General features: G+C 63.6%; 14 protein-coding genes. 7 read left to right on the top strand and 7 right to left on the bottom strand.

Features of this window, described 5'->3' with window-relative positions:
- Window positions 1–70: 70 nt before the first annotated feature.
- The 3 genes from KQI12_RS06740 to KQI12_RS06730 are packed head-to-tail and all read left to right on the top strand — an operon-like array spanning window position 71 to window position 3,454.
- Entirely contained in the window at window positions 71–769 is a 699-nt protein-coding gene (locus KQI12_RS06740; RefSeq protein WP_253290878.1) for an amino acid ABC transporter permease, read from the top strand.
- Window positions 770–773: 4 nt separating this feature from the next.
- Entirely contained in the window at window positions 774–1,523 is a 750-nt protein-coding gene (locus KQI12_RS06735; RefSeq protein ID WP_216572353.1) for an amino acid ABC transporter ATP-binding protein, read from the top strand.
- The gene (locus KQI12_RS06730; protein ID WP_216571943.1) at window positions 1,520–3,454 is read left to right on the top strand and encodes a molybdopterin-dependent oxidoreductase; all 1,935 of its coding nucleotides are present in this window, start codon (window positions 1,520–1,522) and stop codon (window positions 3,452–3,454) included. The genes KQI12_RS06735 and KQI12_RS06730 overlap by 4 nt, the downstream gene beginning before the upstream one ends.
- A gap of 63 nt (window positions 3,455–3,517) precedes the next feature.
- Here KQI12_RS06730 and KQI12_RS06725 read toward each other — a convergent pair whose 3' ends face one another.
- Window positions 3,518–4,288, bottom strand: coding sequence for a type III pantothenate kinase (locus KQI12_RS06725; RefSeq protein WP_216571941.1), 771 nt, complete (start codon window positions 4,286–4,288; stop codon window positions 3,518–3,520).
- Window positions 4,289–4,316: 28 nt separating this feature from the next.
- The gene (locus tag KQI12_RS06720; RefSeq protein ID WP_216571939.1) at window positions 4,317–4,979 is read right to left on the bottom strand and encodes an ECF transporter S component; all 663 of its coding nucleotides are present in this window, start codon (window positions 4,977–4,979) and stop codon (window positions 4,317–4,319) included.
- A 296-nt stretch (window positions 4,980–5,275) separates the two neighbouring features.
- Here KQI12_RS06720 and coaBC point away from each other — a divergent pair, with 296 nt between their 5' ends.
- Window positions 5,276–6,481 (top strand): bifunctional phosphopantothenoylcysteine decarboxylase/phosphopantothenate--cysteine ligase CoaBC, encoded by a 1,206-nt coding sequence (gene coaBC / locus KQI12_RS06715; RefSeq protein WP_216571936.1) that lies wholly within the window; start codon window positions 5,276–5,278, stop codon window positions 6,479–6,481.
- A gap of 61 nt (window positions 6,482–6,542) precedes the next feature.
- Here the strand turns inward: coaBC and KQI12_RS06710 are convergent, their stop codons facing one another.
- From KQI12_RS06710 to KQI12_RS06690, 5 genes are all read right to left on the bottom strand, one after another.
- Window positions 6,543–7,565, bottom strand: coding sequence for an S-layer homology domain-containing protein (locus tag KQI12_RS06710; RefSeq protein ID WP_216571933.1), 1,023 nt, complete (start codon window positions 7,563–7,565; stop codon window positions 6,543–6,545).
- A gap of 1,427 nt (window positions 7,566–8,992) precedes the next feature.
- Entirely contained in the window at window positions 8,993–9,811 is an 819-nt protein-coding gene (locus KQI12_RS06705) for an HAD-IIB family hydrolase (protein WP_253290877.1), read from the bottom strand.
- A 76-nt stretch (window positions 9,812–9,887) separates the two neighbouring features.
- Window positions 9,888–10,799 (bottom strand): RluA family pseudouridine synthase, encoded by a 912-nt coding sequence (locus KQI12_RS06700; protein WP_216571927.1) that lies wholly within the window; start codon window positions 10,797–10,799, stop codon window positions 9,888–9,890.
- Window positions 10,796–11,266, bottom strand: a complete 471-nt coding sequence (gene lspA / locus KQI12_RS06695; protein ID WP_216571924.1) for a signal peptidase II — start codon at window positions 11,264–11,266, stop codon at window positions 10,796–10,798. Before lspA ends, KQI12_RS06700 begins: the two co-directional genes overlap by 4 nt.
- 82 nt (window positions 11,267–11,348) lie before the next feature.
- Window positions 11,349–12,122 carry an S-layer homology domain-containing protein gene (locus KQI12_RS06690; RefSeq protein ID WP_216571922.1) on the bottom strand — a complete coding sequence of 258 codons (774 nt, stop codon included), beginning with the start codon at window positions 12,120–12,122 and terminating at the stop codon, window positions 11,349–11,351.
- 159 nt (window positions 12,123–12,281) lie between these two features.
- Between KQI12_RS06690 and KQI12_RS06685 the strand changes: the two genes are divergently transcribed.
- The 3 genes from KQI12_RS06685 to KQI12_RS06675 are packed head-to-tail and all read left to right on the top strand — an operon-like array spanning window position 12,282 to window position 14,236.
- On the top strand, window positions 12,282–12,875 hold the full coding sequence (locus tag KQI12_RS06685) for an HD domain-containing protein (RefSeq protein WP_216571919.1): 594 nt from the start codon (window positions 12,282–12,284) through the stop codon (window positions 12,873–12,875).
- 58 nt (window positions 12,876–12,933) lie between these two features.
- Window positions 12,934–13,434: a shikimate kinase gene (locus KQI12_RS06680; protein WP_216571916.1), complete on the top strand. Its 501-nt coding sequence runs from the start codon at window positions 12,934–12,936 to the stop codon at window positions 13,432–13,434.
- 58 nt (window positions 13,435–13,492) lie between these two features.
- Complete coding sequence (locus tag KQI12_RS06675) at window positions 13,493–14,236, top strand: GntR family transcriptional regulator (protein WP_216571913.1); 744 nt, start codon at window positions 13,493–13,495, stop codon at window positions 14,234–14,236.
- The last annotated feature ends 70 nt before the right edge of the window (window positions 14,237–14,306 follow it).

Raw genomic sequence — 14,306 nt, 5'->3', positions numbered from 1 at the left:
TTCGGCTCCAGCCGCCCTGCCGGGAATGCCGCGGCAGGGCGGCTTCCATTTTTGCTTCCAGGAGGGCGCCATGTCATATCCGATCTTGGCCGCTGTCGGCGGCATCGACTTTGACCCAGACTACTTTTTCCACCTCTTCCCCAAGATCCTCCCATATATCCCCCGCACGCTGCTGATCTCTCTGCTCTCTCTGATCTTAGCGCTCCTGCTGGGCATCATCCTGGCACTGTTCCGGCAGTACCGCGTACCGGTGCTCTCGCCGCTGACAAGGGTGTATGTGTCGTTTTTTCGCTGTACGCCCTTTATCGCCCAGCTCTATCTGTTTTACTACGGCTTTGCGCAGGTGAGCCATTGGGTGAAGGACCTCTCCCCCTTCCAGGCCATCCTGATCGCCCTGTCGGTGAATTACTCAGCCTATATGTCAGAGAACATCCGCGGCGCCCTCAATTCGGTGGATCGGAGCCAGTATGAGGCGGCGCTCTCGATCGGGATGCACCCGGTACAGGCCGCCCGGAGGATCATCCTGCCTCAGGCGTTCCGGGTGGCTCTGCCCAGTCTGGGGAACGACTTCATCAATCTGATCAAATCCACGGCCATTGGCTTTACGATCACACTGAAGGACATCATGGGCGTGGTCAAGCAGGAGACCAGCACGACCTGGCGTTTCCTGGAGCCCTATACGGCGTCTATCCTGATCTATTGGGTCCTGATCGGCGGGCTGTCCCTGATCCAAAACCGAGTGGAGGCGAGATGGAATGAAAAATACTGAGCCGATGCTGGCAGTCAGGGGGTTGAAAAAATCGTTCGGTCCACTGGAAGTCCTGCGGGGGATCGATCTTGATATGGCGCGAGGAGAGACAGTGGCGCTGATCGGGCCCTCCGGGACGGGAAAATCTACTCTGCTTCGGTGCCTGAACTATCTGGAGCGGCCGGACGAGGGAACGATCCGGATCGGGCCTTGCGTCGTCCGGGCGCCACGCCCCAGGACCCGGGATGTTTATGAACTGCGGGGACGGACGGGGATGGTGTTCCAGAATTACAGCCTATTCCGCAACAAGACTGCCCTGGAGAACATCATGGAGCCTATGACCGTTGTGCAAAGGATCGATAAGGAGACCGCCAGGACGAAGGCGATGACGCTCCTGGAACGGGTGGGGCTCGCAGACAAGGCGGACAGCTATCCCTCCCGGCTCTCCGGCGGCCAGCAGCAGCGCATCGGGATCGCCCGGGCCATGGCGGTAGAGCCGGATGTGCTCCTCTTTGATGAGCCCACCTCCTCGCTCGACCCGGAACTGGTGGGTGAGGTGCTGGCGGTGCTCCGAGACCTTGCCGCCGTCCATACCACGATGTTGATCGCCACCCATGAGATGGCGTTCGCCAGAGAGGCGGCGGACCGGGTGGTCTTCCTGGAGGAGGGGCGCGTCTTGGAGGAAGGGCCGCCGGAGCAGGTGCTGGAGCACCCGACTCATGAGCGGGTCCGCCAGTTCCTGCGGAAGCTGGACCGGGAGGAGCGCATCGGATGACAGAGAGCCGCTCTGTGCGGTGCCAGGTCTGTGGGCGGCACTGCACGCTCCTGCTGGAGCAGACAGAAAAGGGCCATGCGCTCCATCCGGCGCCCGGCGTGATCCCATGCATCCGGGGCTTGGACCTGGGACGGCTCCTGGATCATCCGGCCAGACTCCGGATGCCTCTGAGACGGGTAGGTCCCCGGGGAGACGGCCGCTGGGAGGCGATATCCTGGGAGGAAGCGATCGGGGAGATCGGACGGCGGTTGGCCCAGATCCGAAGCGGATATGGACCGGAGTCGCTCTTCACGGCGACCGGAGCGGACCGCCCCATCGTGGATGGCTTGGTCCGACGATTCGCCTCCGCCTATGGGACGCCCTGGATGGCCTGGGCAGGACACATCTGCCATATACCGCAATATCTGGCTATGGAGGAGGCCCTTGGGACGCCGGTCCAGGCCATGGTGACAGAGGAGACCGGTCATGTGCTCCTCTGGGGCTCTGATCCGGCCAGTACGGCGCCTGCGGCTGCCGCGGCGGTCCGGCAGGCGCAGAGACGGGGTGTCCCGGTGACGGTAGTGGACCCACGGCCCACCTACTTCGCAAAAAAAGGACTCCATCTGCCGATCCGGCCTGGGACAGATCTGGCCCTCCTGCTGGGACTCCTGCGGGAGGTGCTCTCCTGCCGTCCTGTGCCAGGATGGCCCTATGCAGAAGAGCTGGAGCCATACGATCTGGTCTGGACCGAGCGGGAGACCGGGGTCGCCCCGGCATTGGTCCGGGAGACGGCCCGCCGTTTGCTGGAGCATCCCACCTGTATCATGGGCGGAAACGCGCTCCATCAGAATGAGGACAGCTACGACAAGGGAACGGCATTGGCTCTGCTGGCGGCGCTCTCGGGGAATTGGGACCGACCGGGATGTCTTAGGCCCTGTCCACCGCCGGACCCGCGGGACCAGATCGCCGGCGGGGCGCTGGCGGATGAAGCGGCCTGCACAGCCCGCTATCTGGCGCATCGGCCTCAAGGACAGCGAGAGTCCTTCCCATGGTTCGGAAGCAGCCATATCCTGGATGGCATCGATCGGGGCGTCATCCGGGCAGGGCTCTGTGTGGCCTCTAATCCGGTCCAGTCTTGGGCCGGAGGCAGGGAGACGACGGAACGGCTCTCCGCGTTGGAGCTGCTGGTGGTCATGGATTATTGGATGACGCCGACGGCTCGACTGGCAGATCTGGTCCTCCCCGCGATGACCTATCTGGAGTCAGACTATGTGGAACTGGGGCGGGACGGTATCGTCCGGGCCTGGACGCCGCGGGTCTATGGGACTGAGGTCCCGGACGGACGCCATGAGGCGGAGACTTTGGGCGCGATCGCCTCTGCGGCGGGACTCTCGTGGCCATGGAAGGATGGACGCGCGTTCTGGGAATGGATCCTGGAGCCATATGGCCTCGATCTGGATACGCTCCAGAAAGCGGGGACCAGAGACTGTGGATCTGCGGAGGATGGCAGACCGTTGGAACGGCAGACACCGCCTTCACAGCTTCCGCCCCCACCCCAGTATCGCCCACCGGTCCGACGGGAGGGCTGGCCCTGGTACTGTACCTGTTATAAGCCGGGGTGGCTCTATCTGAGCCAGGGACGGGAGCTGGGCCGTGGGACCAGTCCGGAGGTCTGGATCGCGCCGGATGCCGCGTCAGCGGAGGGGATCCACACGGGACAACGCGTCAGGATCGAAACGCCCTGGGGGGCGGTCATCCAGACGGCCAGGATCGTGGAAGGCATGGCACTGGGGACTGTGGCGGTCCTGTCCGGCTGGCGCTATCTGGCCGGGGAAGGCCGGCCGGTCTGCGAGGCCAGTTCGGCGGAATTGCTCCCGGCGCGGGAGGGCGTGGGGACCAAGATCCCCTCCACTCTGGCAAGAGGACTCCCCTGCCGCCTGACGGCACTGTGAACGGACGGGAAAACGAAGAGGCCCTGCCCGGAGCGGACGCTCCGGGCAGGGCCTCGATGCTGTTCACTTGTTCCGCTCGTAGAGCTTCCAGAGCCCAAGCAGGAGCAGGTCCTTGTCGTAGTGGATCTCATGTTTGCAGAAGGGCAGGACCACGCCCATGAGGCCGCCAGTGGCCGCGACCGTCACCGGCTGTCCCAATTCTTCTTCCACCCGGTCCACCAGACCGTCGATCATGGCGGCGTTGCTGTAGATCGCGCCGGCCTTCATGCAGTCCACGGTGTTGGTGCCGATCAGGCGCTCCGGCGGCTCCTCCATGTTGATGAAGGGGAGCTGGGCCGCCCGGCTGGACAGAGCGTCCATGGAAAGCCGCAGGCCGGGGACGATCACGCCGCCGATATAGTCGCCGTTGGCGTCCAGCACCGACATGGTGGTGGCGGTGCCCATGTCGAAGATCACCAGAGGCGGCCGGAACAGGGACAGGGCCGCCGCCGCGTCCACCAGCAGATCCGCGCCCAGCTGGGAGGGGATGTCCGTGAGGATCCGCATCCCGCCCAGATCCATTTTATGGCTGACCACCAGGAACCGCTTCCCGGTGAGGACCTCCATGGACTTGCCCAGCAGATACCGGAGCTCCGGCACCACGCTGGAGAGGATGCCGCCCTCCACATGGGAGAGGTCCACCCCCTTGTCCGCCAGAAGCCCCCGGAGGAGCAGGACGTATTCGTCCAGCGTCTTGCTCCGGTCGCTCTGCATCCGCAGGCTGAACCGGAGGACGCCGTCCTCGAAGCCGCCCACGACGGTATTCGTATTGCCGACATCGAGAGCCAGGATCATGTCGTCACGCTCCTTCGGATGGGATCAGTCAGGCGTCCCGCTTCAGGGCCTTCTGGAGCGGCACCACGATCGCGGGGACCAGCACGGCGGCGGCCACGGTCTCGGGCACGCCGTTGGCCAGGACCACCGCCATGACGGCGGAGGTGACGGCATCCACGGGGATGCCCTTGGCGGCGGCATAGCCGTCCCGCAGGACGGAGCCCATGGTGCCCATGACCAGAGCGGTGTTGATGATGGCGCCGGACGCACCGGCCACGGCGGCCTCCAGACCGCGGGCGGCGGTCTTGCGGCCCAGCAGCTTATGCAGGCCGGTGTACACGGCCCAGGCGCCCGGGCCGATCAGCATCCGGGGCACCATGGAGATGAACAGAGCCCACAGGCTCCCGTGGTCCGTGCCGGGCACCGGGATCAGGGGCGAGAAGGCAAAGGAGAGCACGCCGGGGATCATGGTGTTCTTCACCAGACTGGTGAGACCGAACACCGCGCCCAGGAACGCGCCGCGGCCGGGACCCAGCAGGATCGCCCCGATGATCACGGGGATGTGGAGGATCGTGGCCTTGATGATGGGCAGGTCGATGAGACCCAGAGGCGTACACGCCATCAGGATGATGATGGCTGTGAACAGGGAGAGGAGCACCATGTCGTGGATCGACGTGCTCCGCTCAGCGCGGGTGGTGATGGTACCGTTCATAAAATGACCTCCTGCTGCCGTTCTCTCCCTCTGAGAGATACAGCGTGGATAAGATTTACGGCGTATCCCGGACCGTCCCTTGGGCGCCTGCCGTCCCGCGCGGCGGGTACAGCGGCGACCGCGGTCCAAGACCGTCCGTATACAGCCTGATATTATAAAGGAAGCGTCTGGCGAACGCAAGGGGACGGAGCATATTCGTACGCGGCCGTTTAGTTTGAGCGGCGTTTACATCGGCGGGGAGATCTGGTATACTAAGCAGGAAAAATGCCCGTTCGGGCAGGAAACGAGGGATCCATATGCTGAAGGGAAAGACCGTACTGCTGGGCGTCACCGGCGGGATCGCCTGCTACAAGGCAGCGGCGCTGGCCTCCGCCCTGGTGAAGCAGCACTGCGACGTGCAGGTCGTCATGACGAAGAATGCCACGGAGTTCATCACGCCCCTGACCTTCGAGCACCTGACGGGCAACCGGACCGTCACCGACACCTTCGACCGGAACCACACCTATCAGGTGGAGCACATCGCGCTGGCGGACAAGGCGGATCTGGTGCTGATCGCTCCAGCCACGGCCAACGTGCTGGCCAAGCTGGCCCACGGCATCGCCGACGATATGCTCACCACCACGGTGCTGGCCTGCGACTGCCCCAAGCTGGCGGCCCCGGCCATGAACACCAAGATGTATCTCAACCCGGTGACTCAGGACAACCTGGCCGCCCTCCGCCGCTACGGGTGGGAGATCCTGGAGCCCGCCTCCGGCCGTCTGGCCTGCGGCGCGGTGGGCCCCGGCAAGCTGCCCGAGCCCGAGGACCTGCTGGAGAGCGTCCTGCACGCCCTGTCCCATAAGAAGGACATGGAGGGCCTCCGGGTGCTGGTCACGGCGGGCCCCACCCAGGAGAGCCTGGATCCGGTGCGCTACCTCACCAACCACTCCACCGGCACCATGGGTTATGCCATCGCCCGGGCCGCCGCCGCCCGGGGGGCGCAGGTGACGCTGGTGTCCGGTCCCACCCATCTGAAGGCCCCGGCCTATGTGGAGACCGTGCCGATCCGCTCGGCTCAGGACCTGTTCGAGGCCGTCACCAGCCGCGCAGCGGAGCAGGACATCATTTTGAAGCCCGCCGCCGTGGCGGACTACCGCCCCGCCGTGGTGGCCGGGGACAAGATCAAGAAGTCCGCCGATGACAGCGACTTGACCCTGACGCTGGAGCGTACCCCGGACACCCTGGCCTGGCTGGGGGCCCACAAGCGGCCGGGCCAGTTCCTCTGCGGCTTCTCCATGGAGACCCGGGACATGGTGGAGAACTCCCGGAAGAAGCTGGTCAAGAAGAACTTGGACCTGATCGTGGCCAACAATCTGAAAGAAGAGGGCGCCGGGTTCGGCGGGAGTACCAACCGGGTGACCCTGATCTCCGCCGGCCGGGAGACCGCCCTCCCCCTCCTCTCCAAAGCTGAGACCGCCCACCTTATCCTGGACGAGGTGATGGCCCTCCGGGCGGAGGGATGAGAGACAGACGAACGCCGGGGGACGGCCCCGTGATGAGGCCGTCCCCCGGCGCATATTTTGTTCACTTGCCCATGAGGCGGTAGAGGAACATCACCATCTGGGCCCGGGTGCAGAGGGCGTCGGGGCCGTAGGCGGCGGCGGAGATCCCGCTGGTGATGCCGTTCTGGGCGGCCCACAGGACCGCGTCGTGGAAGTAGTCCCCGGCGCTCACGTCCGTAAAGGAAGAGACACCGGACACGGCGGGGCTCTTCTGGCTCCGGTACAGGAAGGCCGCCATCTGGGCCCGGGTACAGGGCAGGTCCGGGCTAAACGTCTCCTTGGAGGTGCCGCTGGCGATCCCGTTCTCCGCCGCCCAGCGGACGGCGTCGGCGCAGTAGGAGCCCTCCGCCACATCGGTGAAGGTCAGGGCCCCGGTGGGCGTGGGAGAGCCCGCCGCCCGCCACAAGAACGTGACGATCTGGCCCCGGTCACAGGGCAGGTCCGGTCCGAAGGTGGTGGCGGAGGTGCCGCTGGTGATGCCCTCGTCCACGGCCCAGCGGACCGCCTCCCGGTAGTAGGCGTCCGCCTTTACGTCGGCGAAGGGGAACGCCTGATCCGGACCGGGAGCGGGCGTGACGGCCTCCGGGACGAAGGACACGCTGGTCTTGACGGCGGAGCCGGGCATGAGGAAGGTGTACTTGCCGTCGCCCGCGTCGGTGAGCGTCAGCGCATTGCCCTTGTAGTCGGTGACGGACAGGGAGCCCAGCACATAGCCGGGGTCCGGGGCGACCGTGATCGTCACCCTGCTGCCCTTCTCGGCGTTCCGGGGCGTGACCTGGATGGAGCCGTTGGCCACGGAGCTCCCGCCGGGGACCGTGACGGGGTAGCTGGGATCGTCGTCATCATCGTCGTCATCACGGACGGCGGGCGTGGGGGTCGGAGTAGGAATTGGTTCGGAGGGCTTTTCCGCCAGAGTGGCGATCGCGTCCTCGATGGCCTTTGCCATGGCGTCGACCTTGTCCTGTTCCGTGATATTCTTCCCGCGCACGACCGCAGAGATCGCCGCCTCTACGGTGGAAAAGTCCTGATAATCAGACTTGTTCAAGGCGTTTGCCTTAGCGATAGCGGCATCGACGACAGAGTAGTCAGCAGGAGAGGAAGCAAGGATCGGGTAGCCGGGGCCTTGGACGAAAGAATCACCGAGTGCCTCTTTGACGGTACCGTCAGCAAATTCGGCTTCTGTTTTTTCGGTTGCGGTCCCTGCATTTTCCGTAGAAGTACATTTGCCATAGAAGCAATTTGTGTCGGCGATCGTACTTCCACCCCAGAGATTGCCGGCAAAAATGCCCGTTGCTTTTAGTCCCGGTACCGCGGTTCCATCAGTGGAGAGTGCAACATTGAAAACATAACAATTTTTGATAGTCAAGGTGGAGTCTGTCATTTCACCGACAAAGCCGCCAGCATAACTGAGTCCCTGAACATCTGAAGTTACCGCCGTTACAGAGCAGTTTGCGACCATACAGTCTGTAAAGGTAGAATCGCCGGCACTGTAATCAGGGTCATCATCTATCTCGCCGACAAAACCACCGCCATAGGCCATCGTTTTGACCTGATCATGTTCAGCTCCACATTTTACGAAAGTGCCACCAGTAGAATAGCCCACAATGCTTCCTGCACAGTTGTTATTATTGTCCCGCTTGCTTTCGATTTTGGAATCTTTTACAGAACAATTGGTGATAGATGCGCCGTAGCACACGCTTGCAATACCGCCGACATAACTATAATTTCCTTCTCCTGTTGCAGAGAAGTCTGCATTTTTAACATTCAGATTGCTGACAGAACCGAATGCGACCCATCCGAAAATGCCGGCTGTTGCATATCCTTCTTCATCCTGTTTGCCGGTAGAAGTAACATTTTTTATGATGTGCCCATTACCATTGTAATTTCCCGCAAAATAATGACTTCCTGAATAACCGATAGGATCCCAAGCGATATCTGTTAGATCGATATCCTGCGTTTGCTCAAAATAGTAGCCATGATAATTTCCAACGCCGGAATCCGTTGTATCAAATTCTTCTGCGCCGCCAGAATTTACAAAAGCAGCCAATGCGATGAGATCTTCTTTTGAAGAGATCAGCCACGGATCCTCTTCCATACCAGATCCGCCGCTGTATGTGGGAGAGGAATTGCCCTCCTCCGCCAGCGCCGCCATGGGCAGCAGGGTCAGGCACAGGGCCAGGGCTGTGAGGACGCTAAAAAGTCGTTTCTTCATACAGGTCCCTCCTATGACAGAATGGTAGTTGCGTCCCATTTCACGGTGAAATGGGACGAGGAAGCGCTTCCTCGTCATTCCTGCCCTAATGATACACCCTCCTGACGGCGGTGTAAATCATCAAAGCATGAGATAGGATGGAGAAAATAGGCGATCTTCGGCCTTTTGTTGGAGGAAAAAGGAAACGTAGGACGCGCCGCCCACTTGGTCGAAAAAAGAAGCCGGGCGGCAAAATGCCGTCCGGCTCTCCTCTTCGTCATTCACTTCTCCGGATACCGCTCCCCCAGGCGCTCCACCACCTGGGCCAGACAGCTCTCGTCGCAGGAGCCCACGAGCTGGGCGCCCCAGTCCCGGACGATCGGGGCACAGTTGGACGGGGCGAAGGGGACGGCCGAGACCTCCAGCATGGGGAGGTCGTTCTCGTTGTCCCCGATGCAGTAGATCTTGTCCCGGTCGATGCCCAGGCGGCGGGCCAGCTCCAGCACCATGCCACCCTTGCTGCTGCCCTTGGCGGTCAGCTCCAGCAGGACCTGATTGGAGAAGATCGCCTCATAGCGGTCCCCCCAGCGGTCCAGGATGTAGGCCTTGGCCCGGTCCAGCACCGCCCGCCGGTCGTGCTCGATCAGCACCTTGGAGAGGGGCGTTGGGATGTCCCGGATGGCCTTCTCCTCCCCGGCGGCCCCCACCTTGGCCAGGTGGTTCCGGGTGATGATGTTGGGGTTGTGGAGATAGATCTCGTCCTCGTGGTAGGCCTCCAGACCCAGCTCCGGCACCACGAAGGTCAGCTCCATCAGGTCGGTGAGGATCGGCTCCGGCAGGAAGGTCTCGCAGACCATCTCCCCAGTGCGGAAGTCGTACAGGGCGGAGCCGTTGGACAGGATCACGGGGGCGTTGATGGGGGCCTCGCCCCAGTGGCGGGCGAAGGCCGGACGGGCCCGGCCCGTAGCGACGGTGAAGGTGCCGCCCTCTGCCTGGAAGGCCAGGAGCGCCGCCACGTTCTCGGCCGAGACGGTAAAGTCAGAGCCATAGAGCGTATCGTCGAAATCACTGACCAGGAGCACGCCGTCGAATCTGCCCAAAAGAGCCACCGCCTTATCTCTTCTGTCGTTGTCACAGGATGATCGATACCATTCTATACCAGTGCCGATCAGACTGTCAAGTCCGGCGGCGGAGCTTGTCCAGCACCGTCTGGAACCAGTCCGGCAGAGGGCATTCCACCGTCACCAGCTCCCCGGAGCGGGGGTGGCGGAAGGTGAGCCGCCGGGCGTGGAGGCACTGCCCCGCCAGTCCCGGCCAGGGCTTTTTGGGGCCGTACACGGTGTCCCCCAGGAGCGGGTGGCCGATGGAGGCCATGTGGACCCGGATCTGGTGGGTGCGGCCGGTCTCCAGCCGGCACTGGATGTGGGCATAGCCGCTCAGATGCTCCAGAACGGTCCAATGGGTGACGGCCCGCCGTCCGGCGGGATCGATGGCCATCCTCTTCCGGTCGGCGCGGTGGCGGGCGATGGGGGCGTCCACGGTGCCGGACTCCTCCTTCAGATCGCCCACGCAGACCGCCTCGTACTCCCGGTAAAGGGAGTGGTCCTGGAGCTGTTCCGCCAGCGCCAGATGGGCGAAGTCGTTCTTGGCCACGATCAGCAGGCCGGAGGTGTCCCGGTCGATCCGGTGGACGATGCCGGGGCGGCGCTCCCCATTGATGCCGGAGAGGGAGTCCCCGCAGTGGTAGAGCAGGGCGTTGACCAGCGTGCCGTCCGGGTGCCCGGCGGCGGGGTGGACCACCAGGCCCACCGGCTTGTCCACCACGATCACGTCCTCGTCCTCATACACCACATGGAGGGGGATGTCCTGAGGCACGATGTCCACCGGCTCCGGGTCCGGGAGGAGCACGGAGAACACGTCCCCCAGGGCAGTCTTATCGTTCTTCCGCGCCGGGCGGCCGGACCGGGTGACGGCCCCCTCCTCCAGCAGGCGCTGGGCGGCGGACCGGGTCAGCTCCGGCACCGAGCGGGCGAGGAAACGGTCGATCCGCTCCCCGTCCTGATCGGCGGTCAGCTCCAGCGGGGTCATCGGGGCGCCTCCTTCCCCTCCAGCTTGTCGTAGAGGAACAGGTAGTAGGCGCAGAAGCCGATGCCGCCCACCACCACGCAGATGTCCGCCACATTGAACACGGCGAAGTGGATGAACAGGGTCTCGAACATATCGGTGACGAAGCCGAAGAGGGCCCGGTCGATCAGATTGCCGACGGCCCCGGCCAGCACCAGTGTCAGACAGAGACGGCCCGGCCTGGTCCGGGTCACCCAGCCCCGGACCAGCGCCAGGATCAGCAGGACGGACACGGCCAGGGACAGGAGCGTCAGCAGCCAGGTGTGCTGGGCGAAGATGGAGAAGGCGGCGCCGGTGTTCTGGACGTAGGTGAAGTCCATCACATGGGGCAGGAAGGGCACGGAGCCTCCCAGCGGGATGTGGGCCCGGACCAGGTACTTCACGGTCTGATCCAGCGCCACCAGCAGGACGGTGAGCAGGGCATAGAGCATAGAAAGGAGCCTCCCTTTTGCGTTCGGATGAGTCCTCCCTATTGTATCACGCCGGAGGACGGGGGACAAGGAGCGGGATACGTCACTCCTCGCTCTCCCCAGAATGGGGCAGCCGGTCATACCGGTCCAGGATGGCGGCCGCCTCGGCCCGGCTGACCGTGCCGGTCAGATCCATGCGGCCGTCGCCCCGGCCGGCCAGGATCCCCTGGGGATAGGCCCAGCACAGTACGATATCGTCGATGCCAAGGCTGTCGTTCTCCCCCGCCTGATAGTCGGGATAGGCCGCCGCGATCGCCTGATGGAGGGCGTCCTCCTCCAGGTCCGGGAAGAGGGTCCCGGTCCCGACATACTGGAAATAGGAGCGGTCGAAGTAGGTGTCGCCCTCGAACTCCACCGAGAAGCTGTGGAGCATCTCCAAAAGGTCCATCCGGAGCATGGGGCGCTCCGGCTCGAACCGGGTCCGCTCCGCTCCGGATTCCTCCTCGTTCCTGTAGAGGAACCACTCCGGCATCAGGTCCTCCTGACAGGCCCAGACCACCGCGTCCTCATACCAGCTCCCGGCGGGCACGTCCTGGAAGGGCGTCACCGCGGCGGCGGAGCCAGTCACGGCGGGAGATCCGGCATAGCGGTAGAGCACCGACACCAGCATAGCCCGGCTCATGGGGGCCTGAGGGGAGAAGATCTCCGCCCCGGTGCCTCGGAACAGGCCCCGCTCCGTCATGCGCTGGATGCCCGCGGCCGCCCAGTGGTCCTGGGCCACGTCCGCGAAAGACGCCGCGGAGGCCCCCACGCCCAGCCCCATCAGCAGGGCCGCCGTCAATATGCCCCCGGTCAGCCGGGTCCCGATCTGTCCCATATCATCCGCTCCTTTGCGTTCATTGGAAGTATGTACGGATGTTATCATGATCGCTCATAGACCCATTTGTCAAGTCCCTGCCGATCATGCTATAATAACACGATCACGACAGCGCGGCGCGGGAGCGTCCGCTCATGCTCATACAAGGAGGAGACGCCCATGAGCGCCCGGGAGGAATTCATCGAGCTGTTCACCACCAACATCCGCCGGGAGGGCAGCGGGGCCCTGCTGGACTATTTGCAGAACAAGAGCGACTTTTTCACCAGCCCCGCCTCGGCTAAGTTCCATGGCGCCTATGCCGGCGGTCTGTGTGACCACAGCGTCAACGTGTACCACTGTCTCCAGGCCTATCTGGAGCGGGAGCGGGTGAAGGAGCTCTACGGTCTGGAGTACAGTGAGGAGAGCATCGCCATCTCCGCCCTCCTCCACGATGTGTGCAAGATCGGCTGCTACAAGCCCGGCACCCGCAATGTGAAAGGCCCGGACGGGAAATGGCAGACGGTGCCCACCTTCTTCTATGAGGACGGCCTGCCCTACGGCCACGGAGAGAAGAGCGTGTACATCCTCAGCGGGTTCATGCGCCTGACCCGGGAGGAGGCCATGGCCATCCGCTGGCATATGGGCTTCTCCGGCTCGGAGGACCCCCGGATGGTGGGGCAGGCCCTCCAGCAGTATCCGCTGGCCTTCGCCCTCAGCGTGGCCGATATGGAGGCGACCTATTTCCTGGAAAATGAGGAGGACCGGGCATTCTGACCCGGTACCGTCCCCCAGACGCATATCCTCTCATCTCGCGACAAAGGAGAACTGATCCATGAAAAACATCACTTTGATCGGGATGCCCGGCTCCGGCAAGAGCACGGTGGGCGTCTTGCTGGCCAAGACCCTGGGCTTCGGCTTCATCGACACGGACCTGGTCATCCAGACCCGGGAGGGCGCGCTGCTCCAGGAGGTGGTGGACAGCCACACCAACGACGAGTTCCTGGACATCGAGGCCGATGTGATCTGCTCGGTGGACTGCGACCGCACCGTCATCGCCCCCGGCGGGAGCGTCATCTGCCGCGCCCGGGGCATCGAGCATCTGCGGGCGCTGGGCAAGGTGGTCTATCTGAAGGTGCCCTGCGAGGCCTTGGAGCAGCGGATCCAGAACATGGGCAGCCGGGGCATCGCGTTCAAGCCCGGCGAGACCCTGCGGGACATCTACGAGTACCGGGCCCCCCTCTATGAGAAGTATGCCGACATCGTGGTGGACGGGGACAAGGGCTCTCTGGAGGAGACCCTGTCCGCGGTGCTCCAGGCGCTGATCGGCTGCTGAGCGGCGGACGATCCTTATCCATCCCACTATCTCATCAAAGCAAAGGACACGAAGATCGATGCGAAACTCCATCCATATCGAACCGGTAGACAACTCCGAGCTGTCCGCCAAGACCAAAGCCGCCCTCATCGAGCTGATCCGCAGTCAGGAGAGCGACGAGCCCTTCAAGCTGCCCAGCGAGGACCAACTCGCTCAGATGATGGGCGTGAGCCGCAACGCCCTCCGGGACGTGCTGGCCTCGCTGGAGGAGATGGGCCTGGTGACCCGCCAGCGGAGCAAGGGCACGCTGGGCAATCCCAAGGTGGCCCGGGAGACCTGCCGCCTGGACACGGACCCCGGCCTCTTCAGCATGATCCGCCAGATGGGCCGGACCCCCCGCACGGACATGACCTCCGTGGGCATGGTCCAGAAGAACGACCCTCTGATGGGGGCGGAGTGCCAGTCCTATCTGGAGGTCTCCAAGCGCTTCTATGCCGACGACGTGCCGGTGGTCCTCACCATCGACCACATCCTGGGCGAGCTGGCCGAGGGGAAGGAAGAGCTGTTCCCGCGGCTGGAGAAAGAGAGCTGCTTCTCCTTCCTGAAGAGATCCTGCCGGGTACCGGTGGCGTACAGCATGGCCACCTTCGACGTGACCCACGCCGACGCCCAGCTCCAGGAGCTGTTCCAGGTGGGACCGGAGGAGCTCTTCCTGGTCATCGACGACATCGTCTATTCCAAGGATCTGAAGATCGTCTGCCACGCCCGCTCCTACTACCGGAAGGGCTATCTGCCCGTCAAGGTCCTGCGCAAGGGGTGGTGAGCCCTCTTTCCACAAAAAATTTACAGATCGGTCGCTTTTTTCGGCCTCCTGTCGTGGTATACTTCCGGTA

Source organism: Pseudoflavonifractor sp. MSJ-37 (genome assembly GCF_018917965.1).
Classification (GTDB): domain Bacteria; phylum Bacillota; class Clostridia; order Oscillospirales; family Oscillospiraceae; genus Pseudoflavonifractor_A.
The sequence above is the reverse complement of the archived record's forward strand: the minus strand, read 5'-3'. Positions and strand labels throughout refer to the sequence as shown.

What these genes read in the sequence shown, in the direction of transcription:
- KQI12_RS06730 (WP_216571943.1), top strand. Translation starts at nt 1,520, where the DNA reads ATGACAGAGAGCCGCTCTGTGCGGTGCCAGGTCTGTGGGCGGCACTGC.
- lspA (WP_216571924.1), bottom strand. Translation starts at nt 11,266, where the DNA reads ATGCTCTATGCCCTGCTCACCGTCCTGCTGGTGGCGCTGGATCAGACC.
- KQI12_RS06690 (WP_216571922.1), bottom strand. Translation starts at nt 12,122, where the DNA reads ATGGGACAGATCGGGACCCGGCTGACCGGGGGCATATTGACGGCGGCC.
- KQI12_RS06725 (WP_216571941.1), bottom strand. Translation starts at nt 4,288, where the DNA reads ATGATCCTGGCTCTCGATGTCGGCAATACGAATACCGTCGTGGGCGGC.
- coaBC (WP_216571936.1), top strand. Translation starts at nt 5,276, where the DNA reads ATGCTGAAGGGAAAGACCGTACTGCTGGGCGTCACCGGCGGGATCGCC.
- KQI12_RS06740 (WP_253290878.1), top strand. Translation starts at nt 71, where the DNA reads ATGTCATATCCGATCTTGGCCGCTGTCGGCGGCATCGACTTTGACCCA.
- KQI12_RS06720 (WP_216571939.1), bottom strand. Translation starts at nt 4,979, where the DNA reads ATGAACGGTACCATCACCACCCGCGCTGAGCGGAGCACGTCGATCCAC.
- KQI12_RS06680 (WP_216571916.1), top strand. Translation starts at nt 12,934, where the DNA reads ATGAAAAACATCACTTTGATCGGGATGCCCGGCTCCGGCAAGAGCACG.
- KQI12_RS06675 (WP_216571913.1), top strand. Translation starts at nt 13,493, where the DNA reads ATGCGAAACTCCATCCATATCGAACCGGTAGACAACTCCGAGCTGTCC.
- KQI12_RS06700 (WP_216571927.1), bottom strand. Translation starts at nt 10,799, where the DNA reads ATGACCCCGCTGGAGCTGACCGCCGATCAGGACGGGGAGCGGATCGAC.
- KQI12_RS06735 (WP_216572353.1), top strand. Translation starts at nt 774, where the DNA reads ATGCTGGCAGTCAGGGGGTTGAAAAAATCGTTCGGTCCACTGGAAGTC.
- KQI12_RS06685 (WP_216571919.1), top strand. Translation starts at nt 12,282, where the DNA reads ATGAGCGCCCGGGAGGAATTCATCGAGCTGTTCACCACCAACATCCGC.